Source organism: Streptomyces sp. NPDC048481 (assembly GCF_043200075.1).
GTDB lineage: Bacteria > Actinomycetota > Actinomycetes > Streptomycetales > Streptomycetaceae > Streptomyces.
This window is the reverse complement of sequence record NZ_JBICXC010000005.1, coordinates 363,777-390,180: the sequence shown is the minus strand read 5'-3', so window position 1 is coordinate 390,180 and position 26,404 is coordinate 363,777. Positions and strand designations below refer to the sequence as shown.

General features: G+C 73.8%; 20 protein-coding genes. 15 read left to right on the top strand and 5 right to left on the bottom strand.

Annotation, left to right across the window (positions count from 1 at the left end; translation table 11 throughout):
- The first annotated feature begins 133 nt into the window (after nucleotides 1-133).
- A complete protein-coding gene (gene thpR / locus ACGFSH_RS18635; protein WP_393349735.1) occupies nucleotides 134-706 on the top strand; it encodes an RNA 2',3'-cyclic phosphodiesterase in 573 nt (190 codons plus the stop codon).
- 350 nt (nucleotides 707-1,056) lie between these two features.
- Here the strand turns inward: thpR and ACGFSH_RS18630 are convergent, their stop codons facing one another.
- The 3 genes from ACGFSH_RS18630 to ACGFSH_RS18620 all read right to left on the bottom strand — a co-directional run bounded on the left by ACGFSH_RS18630 (nucleotide 1,057) and on the right by ACGFSH_RS18620 (nucleotide 3,477).
- Nucleotides 1,057-2,049 carry an aldo/keto reductase gene (locus ACGFSH_RS18630; RefSeq protein ID WP_393349733.1) on the bottom strand — a complete coding sequence of 331 codons (993 nt, stop codon included), beginning with the start codon at nucleotides 2,047-2,049 and terminating at the stop codon, nucleotides 1,057-1,059.
- A 48-nt stretch (nucleotides 2,050-2,097) separates the two neighbouring features.
- Nucleotides 2,098-2,685: a Uma2 family endonuclease gene (locus tag ACGFSH_RS18625; protein WP_393349731.1), complete on the bottom strand. Its 588-nt coding sequence runs from the start codon at nucleotides 2,683-2,685 to the stop codon at nucleotides 2,098-2,100.
- 117 nt (nucleotides 2,686-2,802) lie between these two features.
- The gene (locus ACGFSH_RS18620) at nucleotides 2,803-3,477 is read right to left on the bottom strand and encodes an SGNH/GDSL hydrolase family protein (protein WP_393349729.1); all 675 of its coding nucleotides are present in this window, start codon (nucleotides 3,475-3,477) and stop codon (nucleotides 2,803-2,805) included.
- A gap of 101 nt (nucleotides 3,478-3,578) precedes the next feature.
- Here ACGFSH_RS18620 and ACGFSH_RS18615 point away from each other — a divergent pair, with 101 nt between their 5' ends.
- The 3 genes from ACGFSH_RS18615 (at nucleotide 3,579) to ACGFSH_RS18605 (ending at nucleotide 8,120) form a co-directional block, all read left to right on the top strand.
- Nucleotides 3,579-4,610 (top strand): WD40 repeat domain-containing protein, encoded by a 1,032-nt coding sequence (locus tag ACGFSH_RS18615; protein WP_393349727.1) that lies wholly within the window; start codon nucleotides 3,579-3,581, stop codon nucleotides 4,608-4,610.
- A 151-nt stretch (nucleotides 4,611-4,761) separates the two neighbouring features.
- A complete protein-coding gene (locus tag ACGFSH_RS18610) occupies nucleotides 4,762-6,321 on the top strand; it encodes a cellulase family glycosylhydrolase (protein WP_393349725.1) in 1,560 nt (519 codons plus the stop codon).
- A gap of 194 nt (nucleotides 6,322-6,515) precedes the next feature.
- Nucleotides 6,516-8,120 carry an alpha/beta hydrolase gene (locus ACGFSH_RS18605; RefSeq protein ID WP_393349723.1) on the top strand — a complete coding sequence of 535 codons (1,605 nt, stop codon included), beginning with the start codon at nucleotides 6,516-6,518 and terminating at the stop codon, nucleotides 8,118-8,120.
- Nucleotides 8,121-8,211: 91 nt separating this feature from the next.
- Here ACGFSH_RS18605 and serC read toward each other — a convergent pair whose 3' ends face one another.
- On the bottom strand, nucleotides 8,212-9,330 hold the full coding sequence (gene serC, locus ACGFSH_RS18600; protein WP_393349721.1) for a phosphoserine transaminase: 1,119 nt from the start codon (nucleotides 9,328-9,330) through the stop codon (nucleotides 8,212-8,214).
- A gap of 141 nt (nucleotides 9,331-9,471) precedes the next feature.
- Here serC and ACGFSH_RS18595 point away from each other — a divergent pair, with 141 nt between their 5' ends.
- The 10 genes from ACGFSH_RS18595 to ACGFSH_RS18550 all read left to right on the top strand — a co-directional run bounded on the left by ACGFSH_RS18595 (nucleotide 9,472) and on the right by ACGFSH_RS18550 (nucleotide 24,260).
- Nucleotides 9,472-12,429: an FAD-binding and (Fe-S)-binding domain-containing protein gene (locus ACGFSH_RS18595; RefSeq protein ID WP_393349719.1), complete on the top strand. Its 2,958-nt coding sequence runs from the start codon at nucleotides 9,472-9,474 to the stop codon at nucleotides 12,427-12,429.
- Nucleotides 12,430-12,627: 198 nt separating this feature from the next.
- Complete coding sequence (locus ACGFSH_RS18590) at nucleotides 12,628-13,599, top strand: DMT family transporter (RefSeq protein ID WP_393349718.1); 972 nt, start codon at nucleotides 12,628-12,630, stop codon at nucleotides 13,597-13,599.
- Nucleotides 13,600-13,895: 296 nt separating this feature from the next.
- On the top strand, nucleotides 13,896-14,768 hold the full coding sequence (locus ACGFSH_RS18585) for a TIGR03084 family metal-binding protein (RefSeq protein WP_393349716.1): 873 nt from the start codon (nucleotides 13,896-13,898) through the stop codon (nucleotides 14,766-14,768).
- Complete coding sequence (locus tag ACGFSH_RS18580; protein WP_393349714.1) at nucleotides 14,765-16,498, top strand: acyclic terpene utilization AtuA family protein; 1,734 nt, start codon at nucleotides 14,765-14,767, stop codon at nucleotides 16,496-16,498. Before ACGFSH_RS18585 ends, ACGFSH_RS18580 begins: the two co-directional genes overlap by 4 nt.
- On the top strand, nucleotides 16,495-18,093 hold the full coding sequence (locus tag ACGFSH_RS18575; protein WP_393349712.1) for an acyl-CoA carboxylase subunit beta: 1,599 nt from the start codon (nucleotides 16,495-16,497) through the stop codon (nucleotides 18,091-18,093). The genes ACGFSH_RS18580 and ACGFSH_RS18575 overlap by 4 nt, the downstream gene beginning before the upstream one ends.
- Nucleotides 18,094-18,098: 5 nt before the next feature.
- Nucleotides 18,099-19,955 carry an acetyl/propionyl/methylcrotonyl-CoA carboxylase subunit alpha gene (locus tag ACGFSH_RS18570; RefSeq protein WP_393349710.1) on the top strand — a complete coding sequence of 619 codons (1,857 nt, stop codon included), beginning with the start codon at nucleotides 18,099-18,101 and terminating at the stop codon, nucleotides 19,953-19,955.
- An 83-nt stretch (nucleotides 19,956-20,038) separates the two neighbouring features.
- Nucleotides 20,039-21,187 carry an acyl-CoA dehydrogenase family protein gene (locus ACGFSH_RS18565; RefSeq protein WP_393349708.1) on the top strand — a complete coding sequence of 383 codons (1,149 nt, stop codon included), beginning with the start codon at nucleotides 20,039-20,041 and terminating at the stop codon, nucleotides 21,185-21,187.
- A gap of 150 nt (nucleotides 21,188-21,337) precedes the next feature.
- Nucleotides 21,338-22,906 carry a 4-coumarate--CoA ligase family protein gene (locus ACGFSH_RS18560; protein ID WP_393349706.1) on the top strand — a complete coding sequence of 523 codons (1,569 nt, stop codon included), beginning with the start codon at nucleotides 21,338-21,340 and terminating at the stop codon, nucleotides 22,904-22,906.
- Nucleotides 22,903-23,652 carry an enoyl-CoA hydratase family protein gene (locus ACGFSH_RS18555; protein ID WP_393349704.1) on the top strand — a complete coding sequence of 250 codons (750 nt, stop codon included), beginning with the start codon at nucleotides 22,903-22,905 and terminating at the stop codon, nucleotides 23,650-23,652. The genes ACGFSH_RS18560 and ACGFSH_RS18555 overlap by 4 nt, the downstream gene beginning before the upstream one ends.
- Nucleotides 23,640-24,260: a TetR/AcrR family transcriptional regulator gene (locus ACGFSH_RS18550; RefSeq protein ID WP_393349702.1), complete on the top strand. Its 621-nt coding sequence runs from the start codon at nucleotides 23,640-23,642 to the stop codon at nucleotides 24,258-24,260. Before ACGFSH_RS18555 ends, ACGFSH_RS18550 begins: the two co-directional genes overlap by 13 nt.
- Before the next feature lie 53 nt (nucleotides 24,261-24,313).
- Here the strand turns inward: ACGFSH_RS18550 and pdxH are convergent, their stop codons facing one another.
- Nucleotides 24,314-25,012 (bottom strand): pyridoxamine 5'-phosphate oxidase, encoded by a 699-nt coding sequence (pdxH, locus tag ACGFSH_RS18545; protein ID WP_393349700.1) that lies wholly within the window; start codon nucleotides 25,010-25,012, stop codon nucleotides 24,314-24,316.
- A 278-nt stretch (nucleotides 25,013-25,290) separates the two neighbouring features.
- Here pdxH and ACGFSH_RS18540 point away from each other — a divergent pair, with 278 nt between their 5' ends.
- The gene (locus ACGFSH_RS18540) at nucleotides 25,291-26,391 is read left to right on the top strand and encodes a citrate synthase 2 (protein ID WP_256919091.1); all 1,101 of its coding nucleotides are present in this window, start codon (nucleotides 25,291-25,293) and stop codon (nucleotides 26,389-26,391) included.
- Nucleotides 26,392-26,404 lie beyond the last annotated feature (13 nt).

The window sequence follows — 26,404 nt, the reverse complement described above, 5'->3', positions numbered from 1 at the left end:
GCCCGTGCGGCCCTCCGCGGCGCAGAACGCAGACCCGCGCACCCCATGACGTCCGTCACTGCATGACGTCCGTCACCGCATCACCTCCGCCACGGGGAGCGCGCTGCCGTCCCCGGCCGGGACAATCGGGGCCATGAGACTCTTCGCGGCCGTGCTTCCCCCGGACGACGTCGTCGACGAACTCGCCGCAGAGGCAGCCGGGTTGCGCGCACTGCCGGGCGCGGACGCGCTGCGCTGGACGGACCGGTCCGGCTGGCACTTCACGCTCGCCTTCTACGGCGAGGTCGACGACGCCCTTCTCCCTGAGCTGTCGGCGCGCCTGGAGCGGGCCGCGCACCGAGGCGCTCCCTTCCCGCTGGCCGTGCGCGGCGGCGGGCAGTTCGGACACGGGCGGGCGCTGTGGGCAGGGGCGGCCGGCGACGTCCCGGCGCTGCGGCTGCTGGCCGACAGGGCGGAGGCGGCGGGCCGCAGGGCGGGCGTGGACATGGGCGCTCACCGCCGCTACAAGGCGCATCTGACGCTGGCCCGCAGCCACGACGCCGTGGACGTCGGGGCGTGCGTCGAGGCGCTGGAGGCCTACGAGGGCCGTACCTGGACGGTGGGGGAGCTGGTGCTGGTGCGCAGCCGTCTGCCGGGGTCCGGGGTGCCGGGCGAGCAGCCCCGTTACGAGCCGGTCGGGCGCTGGGCGCTCGGCGGGGCCGGTTAGTCTCGACACGTGGACCCGAAGACCCGCAACCGGATCATGGCCGGTGCCCTTGTGCTGATGTTCGTGGTGGTGGCGGTGGCGGCGGCGGTCGGCAGGTAACACCGACCGCCCGACCGACCCGTCACACCGCCTCCGCCACTCCCTGCCCGGCAGCCGGCCCCCGGGCACCGCGAGCCGCCTGCCCGACACTCCCTCGGCGACCGCCCCGCGCCGGGCTCCGCACGCAGGGCCCTCGGCAGCCGTTTCGTGCCCGGACGGCTCCCGTCGCCGCCCCCGGCCCGACGGTCCCCTCCGCCGCCCCGCCCGGAAAACCGGCCGGCGTCGGTGCTCAGGGCGCTCAGGGACCGGTGTCACCAGGCGAAGGCCTCCGGGGACGGGCCCGGGCCGGGGAAGATCTCGTCCAGGCCGGAGAGCAGTTCCTCGCCCGGCTCCAGCTCGACCGCGCGCAGCGCCGAGTCGAGTTGCCCGGCCGTGCGCGGGCCGACGATGGGGCCGGTCACGCCGGGCCGGGCGAGCAGCCAGGCCAGGGCCGCCTCGCCGGGCTCGACCCCGTGCTTGTCGAGGAGGTCCTCGTAGGCCTGGATCCGGGCCCGGGTCGTGGGGTCGGCGAGGGCGGCGGCGGCCCGGCCGGATGCGCGGCGGCCGGTCTCGGCCTGCTTCTTGAGCACGCCGCCCAGCAGCCCGCCGTGCAGCGGCGACCAGGGGATGACCCCGAGGCCGTACTCCTGCGCGGCCGGGACGACCTCCATCTCGGCGCGCCGCTCGGCCAGGTTGTACAGGCACTGCTCGCTGACGAGGCCGATGGTGCCGCCGCGGCGGGCGGCGGTCTCGTTGGCCTGGGCGATCTTGTAGCCGGGGAAGTTGGACGATCCGGCGTAGAGGATCTTGCCCTGCTGGACCAGCACGTCGACGGCCTGCCAGATCTCCTCGAAGGGAGTGGCGCGGTCGATGTGGTGGAACTGGTACACGTCGATGTGGTCGGTGCCGAGCCGCTTCAGGCTGGCGTCGACGGCCCGCCGGATGTTCAGCGCGGAGAGCCTGTCGTGGTTGGGCCAGGCGTCGCCGTCGGCGGCCATGTTGCCGTACACCTTGGTGGCGAGGACCACCTTGTCGCGCCGTCCGCCGCCCTTGGCGAACCAGCTGCCGATGATCTTCTCGGTACGGCCCTTGTTCTCGCCCTGGCCGTACACGTTCGCGGTGTCGAAGAAGTTGATGCCCGCACCGAGCGCCGCGTCCATGATCGCGTGGCTGTCGGTCTCGTCGGTCTGCGGGCCGAAGTTCATGGTGCCGAGGACGAGGCGGCTGACCTTGAGTCCGGTACGTCCGAGCTGCGTGTACTTCATGGAGCACAAGCCAACGACTTGGAGTGCGCTCGACGCAAGGGGATCGGGTCAGTCGCGGGGGAACTCGTCGGTCTTGAGGGTGAGGCCGACGACGGTGCCGGTGAGGTCGATGGCGTCGCCGAAGTCGATCTTCGTCTCGGTGACGTACTCGCCGTTCTTGGGCTGGGTGTAGACGTGGCACCGGCGCTGGTAGGGATCGGCGATCAGGTAGACCGGTACCTCGGCGGTGGCGTAGGCGGTCATCTTGGGGCCGTAGTCGTTGGCGGCGGTGCCCTTGGAGATCACCTCGGCGACGAACTCGACGTCCTCGTGGCTCCAGCGACCGTCGTCCGACTTGGCGGCGCTCTCGGTCATCACCGTCACGTCGGTGGCGAAGCCGTTCAGATGCCCCGGGTAGTCGATGCGCACGTCGGACTTCACGCGCTTGCGCGGATACTTGGCGCGCAGCTGCTCGTAGATGTCCGCGATGATCTCCCAGTGGGTGTCCCGCTGCGGCGACATGAAAACGGTCCCCTCGACGATCTCGACCTTGTATCCCTCGGGGACGGGCATCGTCTCGAGCCGCTCGAACATCTCGTCGAGCGTGATCGTGTTGTCGCTCTCGGCCATCGTGATCCTGTCTTCGAGGACGGTCATCTTGGCGCTCCTCCCCGGCCGCACCCGCTCGGGTGCCGCCGCGCGGTACAACGATACGGACCGCGACGGGACACGGGGCGTCGCGCATATGTCGGGGACAAGTGCGGCGAGCGGTCCTCAGCCCGCGTACTCCGCGCCCAGTTCCCACCCCTGGTACATCGCCTCCGCGAAGGCCGACGCCAGCTGGTGCTCGCCGCTGGCGTTGGGGTGGGTGCCGTCGTAGGTGTCGGTGTCGATGTCCCAGGTCGGCGGGACCGAGGCCAGCAGGATCGGGGAGGCCGCCTCGTCCAGGTCGGCGGCCGTCTTCGCCAGGAGTTCGTTGAAGCGGGCGACCTGGGCGGCGAAGGGCGCGTCGTTCGCGGCCCGGATGTTGTGGATGACCGGCAGCCACACCATGGCGATCCGGGGGTCCGCAGCACGGGCCTCGGCGACGAAGGCCCGTACGTTCTCCGCCGTCTGCTCGGCGTTGGTGTAGAAGCCCAGGTCGATCAGGCCGAGCGAGACCAGCAGGACGTCCGCCCGGGTCCCGCGGACCGCCTCGCCGATCAGCGGGGTCATGTGCGCCCAGCCCTCGCCCCAGCCGGCCAGGTGGCCGCGCGGGAAGCCGGGTTCCGCGTAGGCGTAGGACGTGGGGCTGTCCGTCGCCTTGTCGTGGAGCGCCTCGCGGGGACCGACGAACGTGAACGGTCCGCCGTACGCGGTGCACAGGTGCTGCCACAGCCGGTAGCGCCAGGTGTGCTCGCCCGAGCTGCCGATCGTCATCGAGTCGCCTACGGGCATGAACCTGAGCATCCGCTCATGATGAGGGATCCGGAGTCGATCACCGCGGGCGGGGGCGTGTGAGACCGGCCACGGCCCGGTGAACCGCCGGGCGGGATGGCAGGCTTGGGGGCATGCGCCGACCTTTCGCCGTCCGAGCCGGAGCCCTCGTGTCCGCGGGCCTGCTGCCCGGGGCCCTCCTCGCAGGAGCCCTCGCCGTGCTCGCGGGGCCCGCCGCGTCCCCCGCGTCCGCGGCCGACGGCGACAAGGGGTTCACCATCGACGACCCCCGCATCACCGAGTCCAGCGGTCTGGCCGCCTCGCGGCAGCACCCGGGCGTCTACTGGACCCACAACGACAGCGACGACGGCCCCTACCTCTACGCCGTCGACAGCGCCACGGGGAAGACCGTCGCCCGGCTCACCCTCACCGGGATCGGCACGCCCCGCGACGTCGAGGCGATCTCCATCGGCCCGGACAACCAGATCTGGGTCGGCGACATCGGCGACAACCTCGGCGGCAGCTGGAAGTACGTGTGGGTCTACCGGCTGCCCGAGCCGAAGAAGCTCGAGGACAGGACGGTCAAGGCGACGCAGTACGTCGTGAAGTACTCCGACGGCCCCCGCGACGCCGAGTCGCTGCTCGTGCACCCCAGGACCGGGCGCGTCTACATCATCGACAAGAAGGAGGACGGCGGGCACCTCTACGAAGGACCGGCGAAGCTCTCCGCCTCCGGGGCCAACGTCTTCCGCCCGACCGCCGCCGTCGACCTGTGGGCCACCGACGCCGCCTTCTCCCCGGACGGCTCCCAGCTCGCCGTTCGCGGCTACTTCGGCGGCATCTCCTACGCCTGGAACGGCGGGAAGATCGAACGCCAGGGGCGGCTGGACGTGCCGCTGCAACGGCAGGGCGAGTCCGTCACCTACTCGGCCGACGGCCGCAAGCTCCTGTACGGGAGCGAGGGCTCCCACAGCCCCGTGGTGGCCGAGGACGCACCCGAGGGCGCCTCGTCCGGCGCCACGTCCTCGTCCGGCGGCGGGAGTTCCAGCGCCTCCGGCAAGGATGCCGGTTCCTCCGCGACGGGCGGCGTCAAGGCCGGGGCGCTCGCCCTCCTGGCGGTGTGCGCCGCCTTCTTCGGCGTCCGCCGGCTCCGGCGGCGCGGCTGACTCATGCGGTCCGCGCGCGGCCGCCGTTGCGGGGCCGCCGCTGTCCTACTCCTTGACGTGGTCATGGTGTGTCAGTTACCTGGGTGGTGCGCGGTGTATGGGAGCGCTCCCATATGTTCCGGGGCCGCGCCTCCCGAGAGGAAGCAGCGAGATGTTCCGCAGCTTGCGAAGAGTGCTGTGCGGTGTCGCCGCCGCGCTCCTGATACCCCTGGGCGCCGGCGCGACGGCGGCCCACGCGGCCGGCTTCCACGCGGCCGGCGCCACCGCGTCCCGTGCCACCGCGGCCGGGCCCGACGCGGCCGGCGCCGGTTACTGGCACACCAGCGGCCGGCAGATCCTCGACGCGGCCGGACAGCCGGTCCGGATCGCCGGGATCAACTGGTTCGGCTTCGAGACCGGCAACCACGTCGTGCACGGCCTCTGGTCGCGCGACTACAAGAGCATGATCGACCAGATGAAGACGCTGGGGTACAACACGCTCCGCATCCCCTACAGCGACGACGTCTTCAAGGCCGGGACCGTCCCCAACAGCATCGACTTCTCCGGCGGCAAGAATGCCGACCTCCAGGGCCTCGACTCGCTCCATGTGCTGGACAAGCTCGTCGCGTACGCAGGCCAGGACGGACTGAAGGTCATCCTCGACCGGCACCGGCCGGACTCCGGCGGGCAGTCGGCGCTCTGGTACACGGCCGCCGTCCCCGAGTCGACCTGGATCGCCAACCTCAAGGCGCTCGCCGCCCGTTACCTCGGCCAGGACGCCGTCGTCGGCATCGACCTGCACAACGAGCCGCACGACCCGGCCTGCTGGGGCTGCGGGGACCAGGCGACGGACTGGCGGCTCGCCGCGCAGCGCGCGGGCAACGCGGTCCTGTCCGTCAACCCGAGCCTGCTGATCTTCGTCGAGGGCGTGCAGACCTTCAACGGCGTCTCCGGCTGGTGGGGCGGCAACCTGATGGGCGTCGGCCAGTACCCGGTGCAGCTGAACGTGGCGAACCGGGTGGTGTACTCGGCCCACGACTACGCGACCAGCGTCGCCCAGCAGAGCTGGTTCAGCGACCCGGCGTTCCCCGCCAACATGCCCGGTGTCTGGGACAAGTACTGGGGCTACATCTTCAAGCAGAACATCGCCCCCGTGTGGGTGGGCGAGTTCGGCACCACGCTTCAGTCCACCGTGGACCAGAAGTGGCTGGCGGCCCTGGTGAGCTACCTGCGGCCGACCTCGACGTACGGCGCGGACTCCTTCCACTGGACCTTCTGGTCCTGGAACCCCAACTCCGGTGACACCGGCGGAATCCTGAAGGACGACTGGCAGAGCGTCGACACCGTGAAGGACGGGTACCTGGCCAGCGTCAAGGCGCCGGGCTTCCCGGGCGGCGGCGGTGGCGGCGGGGACGGAGGCGGCGGTGGCACGGCCGCCTGCACGGCGTCCTACACCGTCAGCAGCGACTGGGGCGGCGGCTTCAACGCCGAGGTGAAGGTGACCAACACCGGGACGAGTGCGCTCGGTTCGTGGAAGGTGACCTGGACCTGGAGCGGTTCCCAGCAGATCACCTCCATGTGGAACGCCTCGTACACCCGCAGCGGATCCACCGTGACCGCGGTGAACGCCGCCCACAACGGCACGGTCCCGGCGGGCGGTTCGACGACCTTCGGCTTCGGGGGCACGCCCGGCGGCGGGACGGCGCCCACGGTGAGCTGCACGGCGGCGTGAGAGGGGGCCGGGCGCCCGGCGGACCGTTCGCCGGGCACCCGGCCGCATACCGGCCACCTCAAATGGACTGTGACGCAAACGAGTTCAAAATTTTCAGTCGAACGGTTTCTTGAGGCCGTACTTCTCCGGAAGGATCCCGCGAGGATCGCGAACCTTGCGGTCTGGCCGAATGCCCCATGATGTGAGGGAACTTCATGAGAAGAAGCACAGCCGTGCTGTGCGGCGCGACCGTCGTACTGGCCGGAACGCTCACGGCCGTCCCGGCCGAGGCCACCACCGCGTCGCAGTCCGCGCCGGCCGCCCAGGCCTCGAAGGTCACCTGGAAGAAGTGCGCCACGGAGGACTCCCCGACGCTCCAGTGCGCGACGGTGAAGGTGCCGCTCGACTACGCCAGGCCGCAGGGCCGGAAGATAACCCTCGCCCTGTCCCGCGTCCCGCACACCGCGAGCCGCTACCAGGGCCCGCTGCTGGTCAACCCCGGCGGCCCCGGCGGCAGCGGTCTGTCCCTCGCGCCGTTCGTAGCGTCCTCCCTGCCGAAGGCGGTCGCGTCCCAGTACGACGTCATCGGCTTCGACCCGCGGGGCGTGGGCGAGAGCAAGCCCGCCCTCGACTGCCGGCCGGGCCACTTCGCCCCTGTGCGCCCGGACTCGGTGCCGCGCACCGCCGCGATCGAGAAGGCCAACCTCGCCCGCGCGAAGGCCTTCGCCAAGGCCTGCGGGACGAAGTACGCGGACGTCCTGCCGTACATCAACACGGTCAACGCCGTGAAGGACATGGACGCGATCCGCAAGGCGCTCGGCGCCCAGAAGATCAACTACTTCGGCTACTCGTACGGCACCTACCTGGGCCAGGTCTACGCCAAGCTCTTCCCGAACCGGGTGCGCCGCCTGGTGCTCGACTCGATCGTCGACCCCGGCGGGGTCTGGTACGACGCCAACCTCGCGCAGGACTACGCCTTCGACGCCCGGCAGAAGGCGCTGATGGCGTGGATCGCCAAGTACGACGCCACGTACAAGCTCGGCAAGGACCCCGCCCGGATCGAGGCCGAGTGGTACGCGATGCGCGCCGCGCTCGCCAAGCACCCGGCCGGCGGCAAGGTGGGCGCCTCCGAGCTGGAGGACACCTTCATCCCCGGCGGCTACTACAACGGCTACTGGCCCTCCCTCGCGGAGGCGTTCGCCGCGTACGTGAACCACAAGGACACCGCCCCGCTCGTCAAGGCGTACGAGGGCATGGCGGCAGTCGACGCCTCCGGCGACAACGGGTACAGCGTCTACACCGCCGTGCAGTGCCGTGACGTGTCCTGGCCGCGCGACTGGAACCAGTGGCGCAAGGACAACTGGGCCGTCTACAAGAAGGCCCCGCTGATGGCGTGGAACAACGCCTGGTACAACGCGCCCTGCGCGTTCTGGCCCACCAAGGCGATGAAGCCGGTGAACGTCGCCAACAGCAAGCTCCCGCCGGTGCTGCTGTTCCAGGCTACGAACGACGCGGCCACCCCGTACCAGGGCGGCGTCGCCGTCCACCGCCTGCTCAAGCACTCCAGCCTCGTGGTGGAGAACGGCGGCGGCAACCACGGCATCACGCTCGGCGGCAACGCCTGCCTGGACGCTTACCTGGTGAAGTACCTGACCGACGGCACCGTGCCGCACGCCCACGGCGTGGCCGACGCGGTCTGCAAGAAGACCGCCGACCCCGTCCCGGACGCGGCCGCCGCGCCGTCCGCCCTGGCCGCGGGCCGGCCGGCCGCAACGGCTCCGGGCGACGCCCTGCACCGCCTGCTCGGCGCCCGCGGCTGACGTCCCGCCGCGGGACGGACGACGGACACACGAAGGGCGCCCGGTGGGAACCGGGCGCCCTTCGCCGTCGTGCCGTGGACCGCGGGGACCGCTACAGGTTCTCGATCACGTAGTCGACGCACTTCGTGAGGGCCTCGACGTCCGCCGGGTCGATCGCCGGGAACATCGCGACGCGCAGCTGGTTGCGGCCGAGCTTGCGGTAGGGCTCGGTGTCGACGATGCCGTTGGCGCGCAGCACCTTGGCGACGGCGGCCGCGTCCACGTCGTCGGTGAAGTCGATCGTGCCGATGACCTGGGAGCGCTTGGCCGGGTCGGCGACGAACGGGTTCGCGTACTTGACGTCCTCGGCCCAGCCGTACAGCGTGCGCGCGGAGGTCGCGGTGCGGCGCACCGACCAGTCGAGGCCGCCCTGGCCGTTGATCCACTCCAGCTGCTGGTTCAGCAGGAACAGGGTGGCGAGGGCCGGGGTGTTGTACGTCTGGTTCTTGCGGGAGTTGTCGATCGCCGTCGGCAGGCTGAAGAACTCCGGGACGTGCCGGCCGGACGCGTGGATCCGCTCGGCGCGCTCGATCGCGGCCGGGGAGAACACGCCGATCCACAGTCCGCCGTCGGAGGCGAAGGACTTCTGCGGGGCGAAGTAGTAGACGTCCGTCTCGGCGATGTCGACCGGGAGGCCACCGGCGCCGGAGGTCGCGTCGACCAGGACCAGCGCGCCCTCGTCGGCGCCCTGGACCCGCTTGAGCGGGGCGGCGACGCCGGTGGAGGTCTCGTTGTGGGTGAACGCGTAGACGTCGACGCCCGCTTCGGCCGCCGGCTCGGGGTGCGTGCCGGGGTCGGAGGAGATGACGGTGGGCTCGCCGAGCCAGGGGGCGAGCTTGGCCGCCTTGGCGAACTTGGAGCTGAACTCGCCGAACGTGAGGTGCTGCGACCTGTTGTCGATGAGGCCGTGCGTCGCGACGTCCCAGAACGCGGTGGAGCCGCCGTTGCCGAGGACGACCTCGTAGCCCTCGGGGAGGGAGAACAGCTCGGAGACGCCCTCGCGCACCTTGCCGACCAGGTTCTTGACCGGGGCCTGGCGGTGGGAGGTGCCGAGCAGGGACGTGCCGGTGGCGGCCAGGGCGTCCAGCGCCTCCACCCGCACCTTGGAGGGGCCAGCGCCGAATCGACCGTCGGCGGGCTTGATGTCAGCAGGAATCCGGATCTCAGCCACGGAAGCGAGGTTAGCCGGTGCGGGAAACACGGGTGAAACCTCGTCCGTCGGATGAGACGGGCCGTGTCGTCGGCGGGGAGCGTCCGCCGGGGCGGGTCCCGGCGGGCTGTGGGCGTGCGCGCGTCCTGGTTTGCTGAAGGCATGACCGATCTCGAGGCCGCCCTGCGCAAGGCCGTCCGGGGCGAGGTCGCCTTCGACGCGACCTCCCGCGCGCTCACCACCATGGACGCGTCCAACTACCGGCGGGTCCCGCTCGGGGTCGTCGCGCCCCGGGACGAGGACGACGTGGCGGCCGTCCTGGAGGTGTGCCGGGAACGCGGGACGCCGGTCGTCGCGCGCGGCGGCGGGACGTCGCTCGCGGGCCAGGCCACCGGGACCGGCGTGGTGCTGGACTTCACCCGGCACATGAACCGGCTGGTCTCGCTCGACCCGCGGGAGCGGACGGCGGTCGTGCAGCCGGGGCTGGTGCTGGACCGGCTCCAGGAGGCGGCCGCGCCGCACGGGCTGCGCTTCGGGCCCGACCCGTCCACGCACGGCCGGTGCACGCTCGGCGGGATGATCGGCAACAACAGCTGCGGCTCCCACTCGGTGGCGTGGGGCACGACCGCGGACAGCGTGCGCGAGCTGCGGGTCGTCACCGCACGGGGGCGGCGGCTGCGGGCCGGACGGGGCTGGGCGGGCGCGCCGGACGGGCTGCGCGCCCTCGTGGAGGGCGAACTCGCCCTGCTGCGGACCGGTTTCCCGCAGCTGCCCCGCCGGATCTCGGGCTATGCGCTGGACGCGCTGCTGCCGGAGAACGGCGTGGACGTGGCCCGCTCCCTGTGCGGCAGCGAAGGCACCCTGGGCGTGCTGACGGAGGCCGTCGTGCGGCTCGTCGAGGCGCCACGCGCGCGTGCGCTCGCGGTGCTCGGCTACGCGGACGAGAGCGCCGCCGCCGACGCGGCGGCAGCACTGCTGCCGCTCGGGCCGCTCACCGTGGAGGGGATGGCCGCCGACCTGGTGCCCCCGGGTACGGGCGGGCTGCCGCGCGGCGGGGCGTGGCTGTTCGTCGAGGCGGGCGGTGCGTCGCCGCGGGAGGCACACGCGCGTGCGCGGACGATCGTGCGCGCGGCGGACGTCGTCGACGCCCGGGTGGTGACGGACGCGGCGCGGCAGCGGGAGCTGTGGCGGATCCGGGAGGACGCGAGCGGCACGGCGACCCGGATCCCCGGGGACCCGTCCCTGCCGCCGGGCGCCGGAGGGCCCGCCGAGGCCTGGCCCGGCTGGGAGGACTGCGCGGTGCCCCCGGCCCGGCTGGGCGCGTACCTGCGCGAGTTCCGCGCGCTGCTGGCACGGCACGGGCTGCGCGGCGCGCCCTACGGACACTTCGGGGACGGCTGCATCCACGTCCGCGTCGACTTCGACCTGCTGACGCCGGAGGGCGTCGGCCGTTTCCGCCGCTTCTCGCGGGAGGTGGCGGAGCTGGTCGTCGCGCACGGCGGTTCGCTGTCCGGCGAGCACGGCGACGGCCGGGCCAGGGCCGAGCTGCTGCCTCTGATGTACGGGCCGGACCTGGTGGCGCTGTTCGAACGCGTGAAGGACGTCTGGGACCCGGACGGCCTGCTGAACCCGGGGATGCTGGTGCGGCCCGAGCCCCTCGACTCCGGCCTGCGCTTCTCGGTCCTGCCGCGCGAACCGGTGGACGTGGCCTTCGGCTACCGGTCCGACGGCGGCGACTTCTCGGCGGCGGTGCGGCGGTGCGTGGGGGTCGCCAAGTGCCGTACGACGGCGCCGGCGTCCGGGGCGGGGGTGATGTGCCCGTCGTTCCGCGTGACGGGCCGGGAGGAGCACTCCACGCGCGGGCGGGCCCGGCTGCTTCACGAGATGCTGGCCGGGGAGCTGGTGACCGACGGCTGGCGCTCCACGGAGGTCCGTGACGCGCTGGACCTGTGCCTGTCCTGCAAGGGCTGCCGCTCCGACTGCCCGGTGGAGGTGGACATGGCCACCTACAAGGCGGAGTTCCTGCACCACCACTACCGGGGGCGCCGCCGTCCCGCCGCGCACTACAGCATGGGACGGCTGCCGGTGTGGCTGCGCTGGGCGAGCCGGCTGCGGGCGGCCGCCCTCGTCAACGCGCTCGCCTCGGTCCGCCCCCTGGCGGCCGTCGCCAAGCGGCTGGGCGGCGTCGCGGCCGAGCGGGACCTCCCACGGCTGGCCCGGCGGACGTTCACCGCCTGGTGGCGCACCCGGCCCCCCACGGCACGCCCCGCCCTCGCCGCCACGACCTCGGGGGAGGGGCGGGACGGCGCGGGCGGGGAGCTGGTGGTGCTGTGGCCGGACACGTTCACCGAGCACCTCTCGCCGGCCGTGGGCCGGGCGGCCGTGCGGGTGCTGGAGGCGGCGGGACTGCGGGTGACGCTGCCGCCGGCCCTGCGGATGCGGGGCCGGCCGGTGGGCGACGGGCGCTCGCGGAGCGCGGCGGCACTGCTCACGGCCCGCCGCGGCCGGGTGTGCTGCGGGCTGACGTACGTCTCCACCGGCCAGCTCGACCAGGCGCGCGTGGTGCTGCGCCGCACGCTCGACCTGATGGAGCCGGTGCTGGAGACGGCGGCCCCGGTCGTCGTCCTGGAGCCGAGCTGCGCGGCGGCCCTGCGCTCCGACCTGCCGGAGCTGCTGCACGACGATCCGCGCGCGGCCCTGCTCGCCGCCCGCGTCCTCACGTTCGCGGAGGTCCTGGAGCGGCACGCGCCCGACTGGGTCCCGCCCCGGCTGGACCGTCCCGTGGTGGGCCAGACCCACTGCCACCAGCACGCGGTCCTGGGCGACGCGGCCGAGCGGCGGCTTCGCGAGGCCGCCGGGCTCACCGGCGACCTCAGCGGCGGGTGCTGCGGTCTGGCCGGCGACTTCGGCTTCGGGAGAGGGCACTACGAGGTGTCGACGGCGTGCGCGGAGGAACAGCTCCTCCCGGCCGTGCGGGCCGCCCCGGCAGGGGCGGTGGTCCTGGCCGACGGGTTCTCCTGCCGGACCCAGCTGGAGCAGCTCGCCGGGGTGCGGGGACGCCATCTCGCGGAGATCCTGGCGGCGGCGCTGGACGACGGACGCGGCTCCACGCGCGCGTAGCCGCCCCCGCCCTCCGCGCGCGCGGGACGTCACGGACGTCGGGGGACGTCACGGGACGCCGCGGTACCTCTCGTGGACAGGGGACGTCTCGTAGCCTGAGACAGAGGCAAAAGGGGTTCACACCCCTGACCGAGTCCATTACCGTGGACTCGGCAGTACATCGTGCTGAACGAACCGAGTCGAACACCTGGACCGCCCGTGACCACCCCCGACGCAGCAGCGGCCACCGCCCCCGTCGTCCCCCCGCAGCCCCGGCCCGACGCGGGGACGGGTGGCCCGGCCCACGGCGGCCGGTTCGGCTCCCTCGGCCCCGTCGGCCTGGTGCTCGCCGGAGGGGTCTCGGTGCAGTTCGGCGGCGCGCTGGCGGTGACCCTGATGCCGAGGGCGGGCGCCCTGGGCGTCGTCGCGCTGCGACTGCTGGTGGCCGCGGTCGTGCTCCTGGTCGTCTGCCGGCCCCGCCTGCGCGGCCACTCCCGCGCCGACTGGGGCACGGTCGTCGCCTTCGGCGTCGCCATGTCCGCGATGAACGGCCTGTTCTACCAGGCGCTCGACCGCATCCCGCTGGGCGTGGCGGTCACCCTGGAGGTGCTCGGCCCGCTCACCCTGTCGGTCGTGGCCTCGCGCCGCGCGCTGAACCTGGTCTGGGCCGCGCTGGCGCTCGCGGGCGTCTTCCTCCTCAGCGGCGCCGGCGGCGCCGACGGGGGCCTGGGCGCCCTCGACCCGGCGGGCGTCGCGTTCGCGCTGGGCGCCGGCGTGATGTGGGCCGCGTACATCGTGTTCAGCGCCCGCACCGGCCGCCGCTTCCCGCAGGCGGACGGGCTGGCCCTGGCGATGGCGGTCGGCGCGCTGCTCTTCCTGCCCCTGGGCCTCGCGGAGTCGGGCGCCAAACTGGCCGACCCGGTGACGCTCGGCCTGGGCGCGGGGGTGGCCGTGCTCTCCTCGGTGCTGCCCTACACCCTCGAACTCCTCGCCCTGCGCCGTCTGCCGGCCTCCACGTTCGCCGTCATGATGAGCCTGGAACCGGCCCTCGCCGCCACCGCGGGCTTCCTGGTCCTCGACCAGGCCCTGAGCGCCGTCCAGGCCGCCGCCATCGCCCTCGTCGTCGCGGCCAGCATGGGCGCCGTCCGCACCCGGACCGGCAGACCGAAGACGGCCACGCCGGAGGCGTGACGGGCTTCCGGAGGCGCGACGCCGTTTCCGGGGGCGCGACGGAGGCCGCGTGTGCGGTCGGGTACCCGGAGACCGGAGACCGGAGACCGGAGACCGGAGGCCGGAGACCGGAGGCCGGAGACCGGAGGCCGGAGACCGGAGGCCGGGGGGCGGCCGGGAGTCGCATCCTGCCTGCCCCGCGCTGGCCCGTCCGCGCTCATCAGCCGCCCGTGCGCACCCCGCCCGCCGGTCTCCCCTCCCATAAATCAATGCAAGCATGCTTGCTTGTTTCTCGGGGCGCTGCCATGCTCCACCCCATGGCCGACCCGACCCCCGTGCTCGACGACCTCCGCGCCGAAAGCGACGAACTCGACCGGCTCGTGGCCGAGTTGGGAGCCGAACAGTGGAGACTCCCCACGCCCGCCCCCGGCTGGACCGTCGCCCACCAGATCGCGCACCTCGCCTGGACCGACCACTCCTCCGTGCTGGCCGTGACCGACCAGGACGCCTTCGCCCGCGAGGTCGAGAAGGCGCTGTCCGCGCCCGGTGACTTCGTCGACAACGGCGCCGAGGAGGGCGCGGCGAAGCCGCCCGCGCGACTGCTCGGGGACTGGCGGGCCGGACGCCGGGCCCTGGACGAGGCCCTGCGGGCGGCCCCCGCCGGCGCGCGTTTCCCCTGGTACGGCCCGCCGATGGCCGCCGCCTCGATGGCCACCGCCCGCCTCATGGAGACCTGGGCGCACGGCCTGGACGTCGCGGACGCGCTGGGCGCGGTCGTCGCGCCCACGGACCGGCTCCGGCACATCGTCCGCCTCGGCGTGCGCACGCGCGACTTCGCCTTCGGCGTGCACGGCCTGCCCACGCCGTTCGAGGAGTTCCGCGTCGAACTGCGCGCCCCGTCGGGCGAGTCGTGGACCTACGGCCCCGAGGACGCCACGGACCGCGTCACCGGCCCCGCCCTCGACTTCTGCCTCCTGGTCACCCAGCGCGCCCACCGCGCCGACCTCGCCCTGCGGGCCGAGGGCCCCGACGCCGACCGCTGGCTGGACGTCGCCCAGGCCTTCGCCGGTCCGCCCGGCGGCGGCCGCCCCCCGAAGGACACGGAAGGGTCCGCGACGGACACGGAAGGGCCCGTGGAGGACGCGGAAGGGTCCGCCGGGCCGCGGGGGCCCAGGGGAGCGCGGTCGTGAGCGTGCTGCGCGTCGGCAACGCCTCCGGCTTCTACGGCGACCGCTTCGACGCCCTGCGCGAGATGCTCACCGACGGCGAACTCGACGTCCTCACCGGTGACTACCTCGCCGAGCTGACGATGCTCATCCTCGGGCGCGACCGCCTGAAGGACCCCGCCGCCGGGTACGCCCGCACGTTCCTGCGCCAGCTGGAGGAGTGCCTCGGCCTCGCCCGCGAGCGCGGCGTGCGCATCGTCGCCAACGCGGGCGGGCTCAACCCCGCAGGGCTCGCCGACGCCGTGCGGCGGCTGGCGGACCGGCTCGGCGTCCCCGTGCGCGTCGCGCACGTCGAGGGCGACGACCTGGGCGCCCGCTACCCCGGCAGCCTCACCGCCCACGCCTACCTGGGCGGGTTCGGCATCGCCGCCTGTCTGCGCGAGGGCGCGGACGTGGTCGTCACGGGGCGGGTCACCGACGCGGCCCTCGTGACCGGACCCGCCGCCGCGCACTTCGGCTGGGACGCCACGCAGTACGACCGGCTCGCGGGCGCCGTCGTCGCCGGACACGTCCTGGAGTGCGGGACGCAGGCCACCGGCGGCAACTACGCCTTCTTCGCCGGCGCGGCCGGCCATGCCCACGCGGGGTCCCGGGGCGGTGGCGGTGACGGCGGTCGTGACCTGCGGCGGCCGGGGTTCCCGCTCGCCGAGATCCACGAGGACGGCAGCTGCGTCATCACCAAGCACCCCGGCACGGGCGGCTTCGTGGACGTCGGCACGGTGACCGCGCAGCTTCTGTACGAGACCGCGGGCGCCCGCTACGCCGGGCCCGATGTCACCGCCCGCCTGGACACCGTGCGGCTCGCGCAGGACGGCCCCGACCGGGTGCGCGTCGACGGCGTGCGCGGCGAGGCCCCGCCCCCCACCCTCAAGGTCGGGCGCACCCGCCTCGGCGGCTTCCGCAACGAGGTCGTCTTCGTCCTGACCGGGCTCGACATCGAGGCCAAGGCGGCCCTGGTGCAGGAGCAGATGGCGGACGCGTTCGCCAAGTCCCGTCCTGAGCAGATCCGTTGGGAGCTGGTGCGCACCGACCGGCCGGACGCCGACACGCAGGAGACGGCGAGCGCGCTGCTGCGGCTCGTCGTCCGGGACCCCGACCAGGCGCTCGTGGGACGGGCGCTGAGCGGGGCGGCGATCGAGCTGGCGCTCGCCAGCTATCCCGGCTTCCATGTGCTCGCCCCGCCCGGGAAGGGCTCCCCCTACGGGGTGTTCGAGGCCGCGTACGTCCCCCAGGAGGAGGTCGGGCACGTCGCCGTCCTCGACGACGGCCGGCGCGTCCCGGTCCCGCCCCCGCCGTCCTCCGCCGCGCGCGTCCTCGAACCCGTCGCGGAGGCGGACCTGCCGGAGCCGCTGCCGCCGGGGCCGGTGCGGCGCGCGCCCCTCGGCCTGGTCGCCGGCGCCCGCAGCGGCGACAAGGGCCCGGACGCCAACGTGGGCGTGTGGGTCCGCACCGACGAGGCCTGGCGCTGGCTGGCCCACGAACTGACGGCCGAACGGCTGCGGGAGCTGCTGCCCGAGAGCCGCGACCTGACCGTCACCCGGCACTCCCTGCCCCGCCTGCGCGCACTGAACTTCGTCGTCGAGGGACTCCTCGGCGCGGGCGTGGCCTCGCAGCACCGCTTCGACCCGCAGGCCAAGGCGCTCGGCGAATGGCTGCGCTCCCGCCGCCTGGACATCCCGGAGGCTCTGCTTTGACGGTCATCACGTCCGCCCTGGACATCCACGGCCCCGACCACCGCGCGAACCGCGAGGCCATGCTGGCCAAGCTGGCCGACCTCGACGCCGAGCACGCGAAGGCGCTCGCGGGGGGCGGGGAGAAGTACGTCGCCCGGCACCGCGCCCGCGGCAAACTCCTCGCCCGTGAGCGCATCGAGCTGCTCCTCGACCCCGACACGCCGTTCCTGGAGCTGTCGCCGCTGGCGGGCTGGGGCAGCGAGTACACCGTGGGCGCGTCCCTCGTCACCGGCATCGGCGTCGTCGAGGGCGTCGAGTGCCTGATCACCGCCAACGACCCGACCGTGCGGGGCGGCGCCAGCAACCCCTGGTCGCTGAGGAAGGCCCTGCGGGCCGACGACATCGCGCTCGCCAACCGGCTGCCCTGCGTCAGCCTGGTGGAGTCCGGCGGGGCCGACCTGCCCTCGCAGAAGGAGATCTTCATCCCGGGCGGGGCGGTCTTCCGCGACCTGACCCGGCTGTCCGCCGCGGGGATCCCGACCGTCGCCGTCGTCTTCGGCAACTCCACCGCCGGGGGCGCCTACATCCCCGGCATGTCCGACCACGTGATCATGGTCAAGGAGCGGGCGAAGGTGTTCCTCGGCGGCCCGCCGCTGGTGAAGATGGCCACCGGCGAGGAGAGCGACGACGAGTCGCTGGGCGGCGCGGAGATGCACGCGCGCGTGTCCGGCCTCGCCGACCACTTCGCCGTCGACGAGCACGACGCGCTGCGCCAGGCACGGCGTGTGGTGGCCCGCCTCAACCACCGCAAGGCGTACCGGGACCCCGGCCCGGCCGTCCCTCCGAAGTACGACGAGGAAGAGCTCCTGGGCATCGTCCCCGGGGACCTGCGCACCCCCTTCGACCCGCGCGAGGTGATCGCCCGCATCGTCGACGGCTCCGACTTCGACGAGTTCAAGCCCCTGTACGGGACGAGCCTGGTCACCGGCTGGGCCGCGCTGCACGGTTATCCGGTCGGCATCCTGGCCAACGCCCGGGGCGTGCTGTTCAGCCAGGAGTCGCAGAAGGCCGCCCAGTTCATCCAGCTCGCCAACCAGCGCGACATCCCGCTGCTCTTCCTGCACAACACCACCGGCTACATGGTCGGCAAGGAGTACGAGCAGGGCGGCATCATCAAGCACGGCGCGATGATGATCAACGCGGTCGCCAACTCGAAGGTCCCGCACCTGTCCCTGCTCATGGGCGCGTCGTACGGCGCCGGCCACTACGGCATGTGCGGGCGCGCCTACGACCCCCGGTTCCTGTTCGCGTGGCCGAGCGCCAAGTCGGCCGTGATGGGCCCGCAGCAGCTCGCCGGGGTCCTGTCCATCGTCGCCCGGCAGTCGGCGACCGCGAAGGGCCGCCCCTACGACGAGGACGCCGACGCGGCCCTGCGCGCCATGGTGGAGCAGCAGATCGAGTCGGAGTCGCTGCCCATGTTCCTCTCGGGCCGGCTCTACGACGACGGCGTCATCGACCCCCGCGACACCCGCACCGTGCTCGGCCTGTGCCTGTCGGCCGTCCACACGGCTCCGTACGAGGGCGCCCGCGGCGGCTTCGGCGTCTTCCGGATGTGAGGCCCATGATTACTTCCGTTCTGGTGGCCAACCGCGGCGAGATCGCCTGCCGCGTCTTCCGCACCTGCCGCGAGGCGGGCATCCGCACCGTCGCCGTGCACTCGGACGCCGACGCCGGCGCCCTCCACACACGGGTCGCCGACACCGCCGTGCGGCTGCCCGGCGTCTCGCCCGCCGACACCTACCTGCGCGCCGACCTCGTGGTGAAGGCGGCCGTCGCGGCGGGCGCGGACGCCGTGCACCCCGGCTACGGCTTCCTCTCCGAGAACGCCGGCTTCGCGCGGGCCGTCCTGGACGCGGGCCTGGTCTGGATCGGGCCGCCGCCCGAGGCGATCGAGGCGATGGCGTCCAAGACCCGCGCCAAGCGGCTCATGGGCCTCGCGCCCCTGTCCCCGGACGAGGTGACCGGGGCCGACCTGCCGGTCCTGGTGAAGGCGGCCGCGGGCGGCGGCGGACGCGGCATGCGCGTCGTGCGCCGGCCGCAGGAGCTGGGGGCGGCGCTGGAGGCCGCCCGCGCCGAGGCCGAGAGCGCCTTCGGCGACGGCGAGGTGTTCGTCGAGCCGTACGTCGAGAACGGCCGCCACGTCGAGGTGCAGATCCTCGCCGACACGCACGGCACGGTGTGGGCGCTGGGCACCCGGGACTGCTCCCTGCAACGGCGTCACCAGAAGGTCGTCGAGGAGGCGCCCGCGCCCGGACTGCCCGACGGGGTCGCCGAGCGGCTGCGCACGCTGGCCGTGCGCGCGGCCCGCGCCGTGGACTACGTGGGCGCCGGCACCGTCGAGTTCCTCGTCGCCGACGGCCGGGCGCACTTCCTGGAGATGAACACCCGCCTCCAGGTCGAACACCCCGTCACCGAGGCGGTCTTCGGCCTCGACCTGGTGGTCGAGCAGCTCAGGATCGCCGAGGGCGCGGCCCTGCCCCCCGAGCCGCCGCCCGCGCGCGGGCACGCGGTCGAGGCCCGCCTCTACGCCGAGGACCCGGCGGCCGACTGGACGCCGCAGACCGGCGTCCTGCACCGCCTGGCGGTCCCCGACGGCGTCCGCCTGGACACCGGGTACGCGGACGGTGACGAGATCGGCGTCCACTACGACCCGATGATCGCCAAGGTGGTGGCCCACGCCCCCACGCGCGCGGAGGCGGTCCGCCGGCTGGCGGGCGCGCTGGAACGGGCGGCGGTGCACGGTCCGGTCACCAACCGCGACCTCCTGGTCCGCTCCCTGCGCCACGAGGAGTTCGCCTCGGCCCGCATGGACACCGGCTTCTACGGCCGTCACCTCGCCGAACTGACCGAGTCCGCCCCCGACCCGTACGCCCCGCTCGCGGCCGCCCTGGCCGAGGCGGCGGACACCGCCGCGCGCCGGGGCGTCGGCGGCTGGCGCAACCTGCCGTCGGGGCCGCAGACGAAGCGGTACGCGGTGGCGGGCGAGGAGCGCGAGGTCCGCTACCGCCATACCCGCACGGGCCTCGCCGCCGACGGCGTCCAGGTGGTGTCGGCCGACGCCGCGCTGGTCGTCCTGGAGGTCGACGGGGTGCGGCGCCGCTTCGAGGTCGCCCGCTACGGCGACCGCGTCCACGTCGGCGCCGACGCCCTGACCGTGCTGCCCCGCTTCCCCGACCCGCAGGCCCAGCATGCGCCGGGCTCCCTGCTGGCCCCGATGCCGGGCACGGTCGTCAAGCTCGCGGACGGTCTCGTCACCGGATCGGGTGTGCGGGCCGGTGAACCGCTGCTGTGGCTCGAAGCGATGAAGATGCAGCACGTCATCGCGGCTCCGGCGCAGGGCACGGTGACGGCGTTGCACGTGACGCGAGGACAGCAGGTGGAGGTCGGCACGCTCCTGGCAGTGGTGGAGAGCGGCTGACGACGACAGCGGGACCGCACGACGCGCGGCTTCGCCGCGTGAGCGCGACCAGCCACGACGAGCCGGCAGACGAAGGAGCCACCGTGACCACTCTCATCGATTCCGACGAGCACAAGGCACTGCGAGCGGCGGTGTCGGCCTTCGCGAGGAGCCGCGCCCGCGACGGCGACCACGGCGCCCTGTGGCGGGAGGCCGCCAAGCTCGGCTACATCGGCGTCAACCTCCCGCAGGAGTACGGCGGCGGGGGCGGCGGCATCGCCGAGCTCTCCCTGATCTGCGAAGAACTGGGCGCGGCCGGGAACCCGCTGCTGATGATGATCGTGTCCCCGGCGATCTGCGGCACGGTCATCGCCCGCTTCGGCACCGAGGCCCAGAAGCGGGAGTGGCTGCCCGCGATGGCCGACGGCAGCCGTCTCATGGCGTTCGGCATCACCGAGCCCGATGCGGGCTCCAACAGCCACCGCATCACCACCACCGCCCGCCGTGACGGCGCGAGCGGCGACTGGCTGCTCACCGGCCGCAAGGTGTTCGTGTCCGGCGTCGACATCGCCGACGCCACCCTGATCGTCGGCCGCACCGAGGACGCCCGCACGGGCCGCCTCAAGCCCTGCCTGTTCATCGTCGGGCGCGACACCCCCGGCTTCACCCGCCTCGCCATCGACATGGAACTCGACAGCGTGGAGCGGCAGTTCGAGCTGGTCCTGGACGACGTCCGGCTCCCCGCCGACGCGCTGGTGGGCGAGGGCGGGGGAGAGGACGCGGGCCTGCTGCAACTGTTCGCCGGCCTCAACCCCGAGCGCGTCATGACGGCCGCCTTCGCGATCGGCATGGGGCGCCACGCCCTCGCACGAGCCGTCGCCTACGCGCGTGAACGCACCGTCTGGGACGCCCCGATCGGCGCCCACCAGGCGATCGCCCACCCCCTCGCGCAGGCCCACATCGAACTCGAACTGGCCCGGCTGATGATGCAGAAGGCGGCGCACCTCTACGACGCGGGCGACGACGTCGGCGCGGGCGAGGCCGCCAACATGGCCAAGTACGCGGCCGGGGAGGCCTGTGTGCGGGCGGTCGACCAGGCGGTGCACACCCTCGGCGGCAACGGCCTCACCCGCGAGTTCGGGCTCGCCCGGCTGATAACGGCCTCCCGCGTGGCCCGCATCGCCCCGGTGAGCCGCGAGATGATCCTCAACTACGTCTCCCACCAGACCCTGGGCCTGCCCAAGTCGTACTAGGACCGGCCGGCACAGCACAGCGCGGCGCCGGGCCCGGCACGCACCGGCCACCGTCGGCCCCTTCACCGGCACCGACAGGTGCCGCCCCCGCCCCGCACGCCGACCCGAACGACAGACCCTCGGCCGCACACCGCCGTGCCAGGAGGAACCGTGTTCCGCAGCCCGTACGCAGACGTTCCGCCCGTCGACCTGCCCATCCACGACGCCGTGCTGGGCCGCGCCGCCGAGTTCGGCGAACTCCCCGCGCTCGTCGACGGCACGGACGGCACCGTCCTCACCTACGACCAGGTCGACCGCTTCCACCGCAGGGTCGCCGCCGCCCTCGCCGAGGCCGGGGTCCGCAAGGGCGACGTGCTGGCCCTGCACAGCCCCAACACCGTCGCCTTCCCCCTCGCCTTCTACGCGGCCACGCGCGCGGGCGCCACGGTCACCACCGTGCACCCGCTCGCCACCGCCGAGGAGTTCGCCAGGCAGCTCGGCGACAGCGCCGCCCGCTGGATCGTCACCGTCTCCCCGCTCCTGGAGACCGCCCGCCGGGCCGCCGCCCTCGCGGGCGGCGTCGAGGAGATCCTCGTCTGCGACACCGCTCCCGGACACCGCTCGCTGATCGACATGCTCGCCTCGGACGCCCCCGAGCCCCAGGTGGACATCGACCCGGTGCGGGACGTGGCGGTCCTGCCCTACTCCTCCGGCACCACCGGCGCCCCCAAGGGCGTCATGCTCACCCACCGCCAGATCGCCACCAACCTCGACCAGCTCCGGTCGGCGGTCTCCGCGGGCCCGGGCGACCGCATCCTCGCCGTGCTGCCCTTCTTCCACATCTACGGCCTCACCGCCCTGATGAACGCGCCGCTGCGGCACGGCGCCACCGTCGTCGTCCTGCCCCGCTTCGACCTGGAGACGTTCCTCGCGGCCGTCCAGACCCACCGCATCACCGCCCTGTACGTGGCCCCGCCGATCGCCCTCGCCCTCGCCAAGCACCCGGCCGTCGACGGCTACGACCTTTCGTCCCTGCGGTACGTGGTCAGCGCGGCCGCGCCACTGGACGCCGCCCTCGCCGAGGCCTGCGCGAAACGCCTGGGCCTGCCGCCCGTCGGCCAGGCCTACGGCATGACGGAACTGTCCCCCGGCACCCACGTCGTCCCCCTGGACGCCATGCGCGAGGCCCCCGCAGGCACCGTAGGCAGACTCATCGCCGGCACCGAGATGCGGATCGTCGCCCTCGACGACCCGGCCCGCGACCTCGACGCCGGTGAGGCGGGCGAGATCCTGATCCGCGGCCCTCAGGTCATGAAGGGCTACCTCGGCCGCCCCGACGCCACCGCCGACATGATCGACGCCGACGGCTGGCTGCACACCGGCGACGTCGGACGCGTCGACGCCGACGGCTGGCTGTTCGTCGTCGACCGCGTCAAGGAGCTGATCAAGTACAAGGGCTTCCAGGTCGCCCCGGCCGAACTGGAGGCACTGCTGCTCACCCACCCCGGCATAGCGGACGCGGCCGTCGTCGGCGTCTACAACGACGACGGCAACGAGGTCCCCCACGCCTACGTGGTCCGCCGCCCCACCGCACCGGCCCTGACCGAAGGAGAGGTCGCCATGTTCGTCGCCGAACGGGTCGCCCCCTACAAACGCGTCCGTGACGTCACCTTCGTCGACGAGGTGCCGCGCGCCGCGTCCGGCAAGATCCTGCGCCGCCTCCTGCGGGAGCGCCCATGACACCGGCGTCGGCCGCCCTGGTCGGACAGTCCCGCGACCGGGGCGTCCACACCCTCAGCCTCGACTCGCCCGCCACCCGCAACGCCCTGTCCTCGGCGCTCGTCGGGCGGCTCGCCGCGTCGCTCGCCGAGTGCGCCGAGGACCCCGGCGTGCGCGCCGTCGTCCTCACCCACACGGGCGGCGCCTTCTGCGCGGGCGCCGATCTGCGCGACCCGCCCGACCCGGACGCCTTCGTGGCCCTGCTGCGGCAGATCGTGGAAGTTCCCGTGCCGGTCGTCGCCCGCGTCAGCGGACACGTCCGCGCGGGCGGCCTCGGACTGCTGGCCGCCTGCGACGTCACGGCCGCCGCCACCGGGTCCACGTTCGCCTTCACCGAGGTCCGCATCGGGGTCGCGCCGGCCGTCATCTCGCTGCCCCTGCTCCCGCGCACCGACCCGCGCGCCCTCGCCCGCTACTGCCTCACCGGCGAGCGCTTCGACGCCGCCGAGGCCGCCCGAATCGGCCTGCTCACCGGCCACGGCGACGACGTCGACGCCGTCCTCGCCCCCGTCCTGGACGGTCTGCGCAGATCCGCCCCCCAGGGGCTGGCGGAGACGAAGCGGCTGCTCACGGCTAGGGTGCTGGAGACATTCGACCGGGACGCCGCCGACCTCACCGCGCTCTCGGCCCGGCTGTTCTCCACCGCGCAGGCCCGCGAGGGGATGACGGCCTTCCTCGAACGACGGGATCCCGCATGGGTGCTGTGAGCGCCGCCGACCGCGACCGCCTCCCCAAGCAGGACCGCAGCCGCGCCACCCGGCAGCGCCTCCTGGAAGCCGCCGTGGGCGCCCTCGCCGAACACGGCTGGGCGGGCTCCACGGTCACCGTCGTCGCCGAACGCGCCGGCGTCTCCCGCGGCGCGGCCCAGCACCACTTCCCCACCCGCGAGGACCTGTTCACGGCGGCCGTCGAATACGTCGCCGAGGAACGCTCCCGCGCCCTGCGCGCCCTGTTCCCGCAGGGTGCGCAGGGCGGCGCGGCGGGCGACCGGACGGCGGTCGTCGCCGCCCTGGTGGACCTGTACACCGGCCCCCTGTTCCGCGCCGCCCTGCACCTGTGGGTCGCCGCCTCCAACGAGGAGCAGCTGCGCCCCCGGGTGACGGAGCTGGAGGCCCGCGTCGGCCGCGAGAGCCACCGCATCGCCGTGGAGCTGCTGGGCGCCGACGAGTCCGTGCCCGGCGTCCGCGAGAGCGTGCAGGGCCTGCTCGACATGGCCCGCGGCCTCGGCCTCGCCAACCTCCTCACCGACGACCGCGCCCGCCGCGAACGCGTGGTGGCCCAGTGGGCCGACCTGCTGCGCGAGAAGCTGCGCTGACGCCGCCGTCGAGCCGCCGCGGGTGTCACGGCTCGTTGCGGGCGGGCGGCCGCTCAGGGGCTGAGCCGCTCCACCCGCCAGCTCCCGTCGGGCCGCGCGACGTACTGGAGCCGGTCGTGCAGCCGGTTCAGCCGGCCCTGCCAGAACTCCACCGACTGCGGCGCCACCCGGAACCCGCCCCAGTGCGGCGGCACCGGCACCTGCTCGCCCTCCGGATAGCGGGCCTCCAGCTCGGCGTACGAGGCGTCGAGATCGGCCCGCGTGGCGATCACCGACGACTGGGCGCTGGCCCACGCGCCGAGCTGCGAGCCGTGCGGCCGGGTGCGGAAGTAGGCGGCCGTCTCGTCGCGTCCGGTGCGCCGGGCCACGCCGCACACGATGACCTGCCGGGCCATCGGATGCCACGGGAAGAGCAACGAGACGTACGGATTCTCGGCGAGGTCGCGGGCCTTGCGGGAGTCGTAGTTCGTGTAGAAGACGAAGCCCTGCTCGTCGAAGTGCTTCAGCAGCACGGTGCGCGAGCCGGGCCGTCCCTCGGCGTCCGCGGTGGCGACGACCATGGCGTTCGGCTCGAAGAGGTGCGCCTCGACGGCCGCGTCCTTGAACCAGCGGCTGAACTGTTCCACGGGCGTGGCGGCCAGGTGCGCCTCGGAGAGCCCCTCGGCCCGGTACTGCTTGCGCATGGCGGCGGGGTCGGGGAAGGATCCGGAGGAGACGGCGTCTGCGTCGGTCACCCGGCCATCTTGCCGCATGCCCCGCCGGCACGGATCGGCCTCCCGCCCTGCCGCAAACGGGGTGGCACTCAGTGCCGCGACTCTCCCCAAAGGTGGCACTCGGGGATATGGTGCTGATGCCGGACCGGTCGGGTGGTGGGTGACCGCCCGCCCCACGGGGCATCAGTGGGACGACCGGGACGACCGCCCAGGACCGCGAGCCCTTCCGAGGACCGCGGAACCGCCGGCGCCGCCCGTTCCGCACCCGCCGTCGACCGCCCGCCCGTCCCGTCGCACCCATCACGAGGAGCCGCCCGATGTCCGACTTCGTACCCGGACTCGAAGGAGTCGTCGCGTTCGAGACGGAGATCGCCGAACCCGACAAGGAGGGCGGCGCCCTGCGGTACCGGGGCGTCGACATCGAGGACCTGGTCGGTCACGTCTCCTTCGGCAACGTCTGGGGCCTGCTCGTCGACGGCGCCTTCAACCCCGGCCTGCCGCCCGCCGAGCCCTTCCCGATCCCCGTCCACTCCGGCGACATCCGCGTCGACGTCCAGTCCGCGCTCGCCATGCTCGCGCCCGTCTGGGGCCTCAAACCCCTCCTCGACATCGACGCCGAGCAGGCCCGCGCCGACCTCGCCCGCGCCGCCGTCATGGCCCTCTCCTACGTCGCCCAGTCCGCGCGCGGCCAGGGCACCCCGATGGTCCCGCAGCGGGAGATCGACAAGGCGCGGTCCGTCGTCGAACGCTTCATGATCCGCTGGCGCGGCGAGCCCGACCCCAAGCACGTCAAGGCCGTCGACGCCTACTGGACGTCCGCCGCCGAGCACGGCATGAACGCCTCCACGTTCACCGCCCGCGTCATCGCCTCCACCGGCGCCGACGTCGCCGCCGCCCTCTCCGGCGCCGTGGGCGCCATGTCGGGCCCCCTGCACGGCGGCGCCCCCTCCCGCGTCCTCGGCATGATCGAGGAGATCGAGCGCACCGGCGACGCGGACGCCTACGTCCGCCAGGCCCTCGACAAGGGCGAACGCCTCATGGGCTTCGGCCACCGCGTCTACCGCGCCGAGGACCCCCGCGCGCGCGTGCTGCGCCGCACCGCCCGCGAACTCGGCGCGCCCCGCTTCGAGGTCGCCGAGGCCCTGGAGAAGGCCGCCCTCGCCGAGCTCCACGCCCGCCGCCCCGACCGGGTCCTCGCGACGAACGTCGAGTTCTGGGCGGCCATCGTGCTGGACTTCGCCGAAGTCCCCGCCCACATGTTCACCTCGATGTTCACCTGCGCCCGCACCGCCGGCTGGTCGGCGCACATCCTGGAGCAGAAGCGCACCGGCCGCCTGGTCCGCCCGTCCGCCCGCTACACCGGCCCCGGCTCCCGCGACCCGCGCGACATCGAGGGCTACGACGACATCGCCGACTGAACCGGGCGGGCCC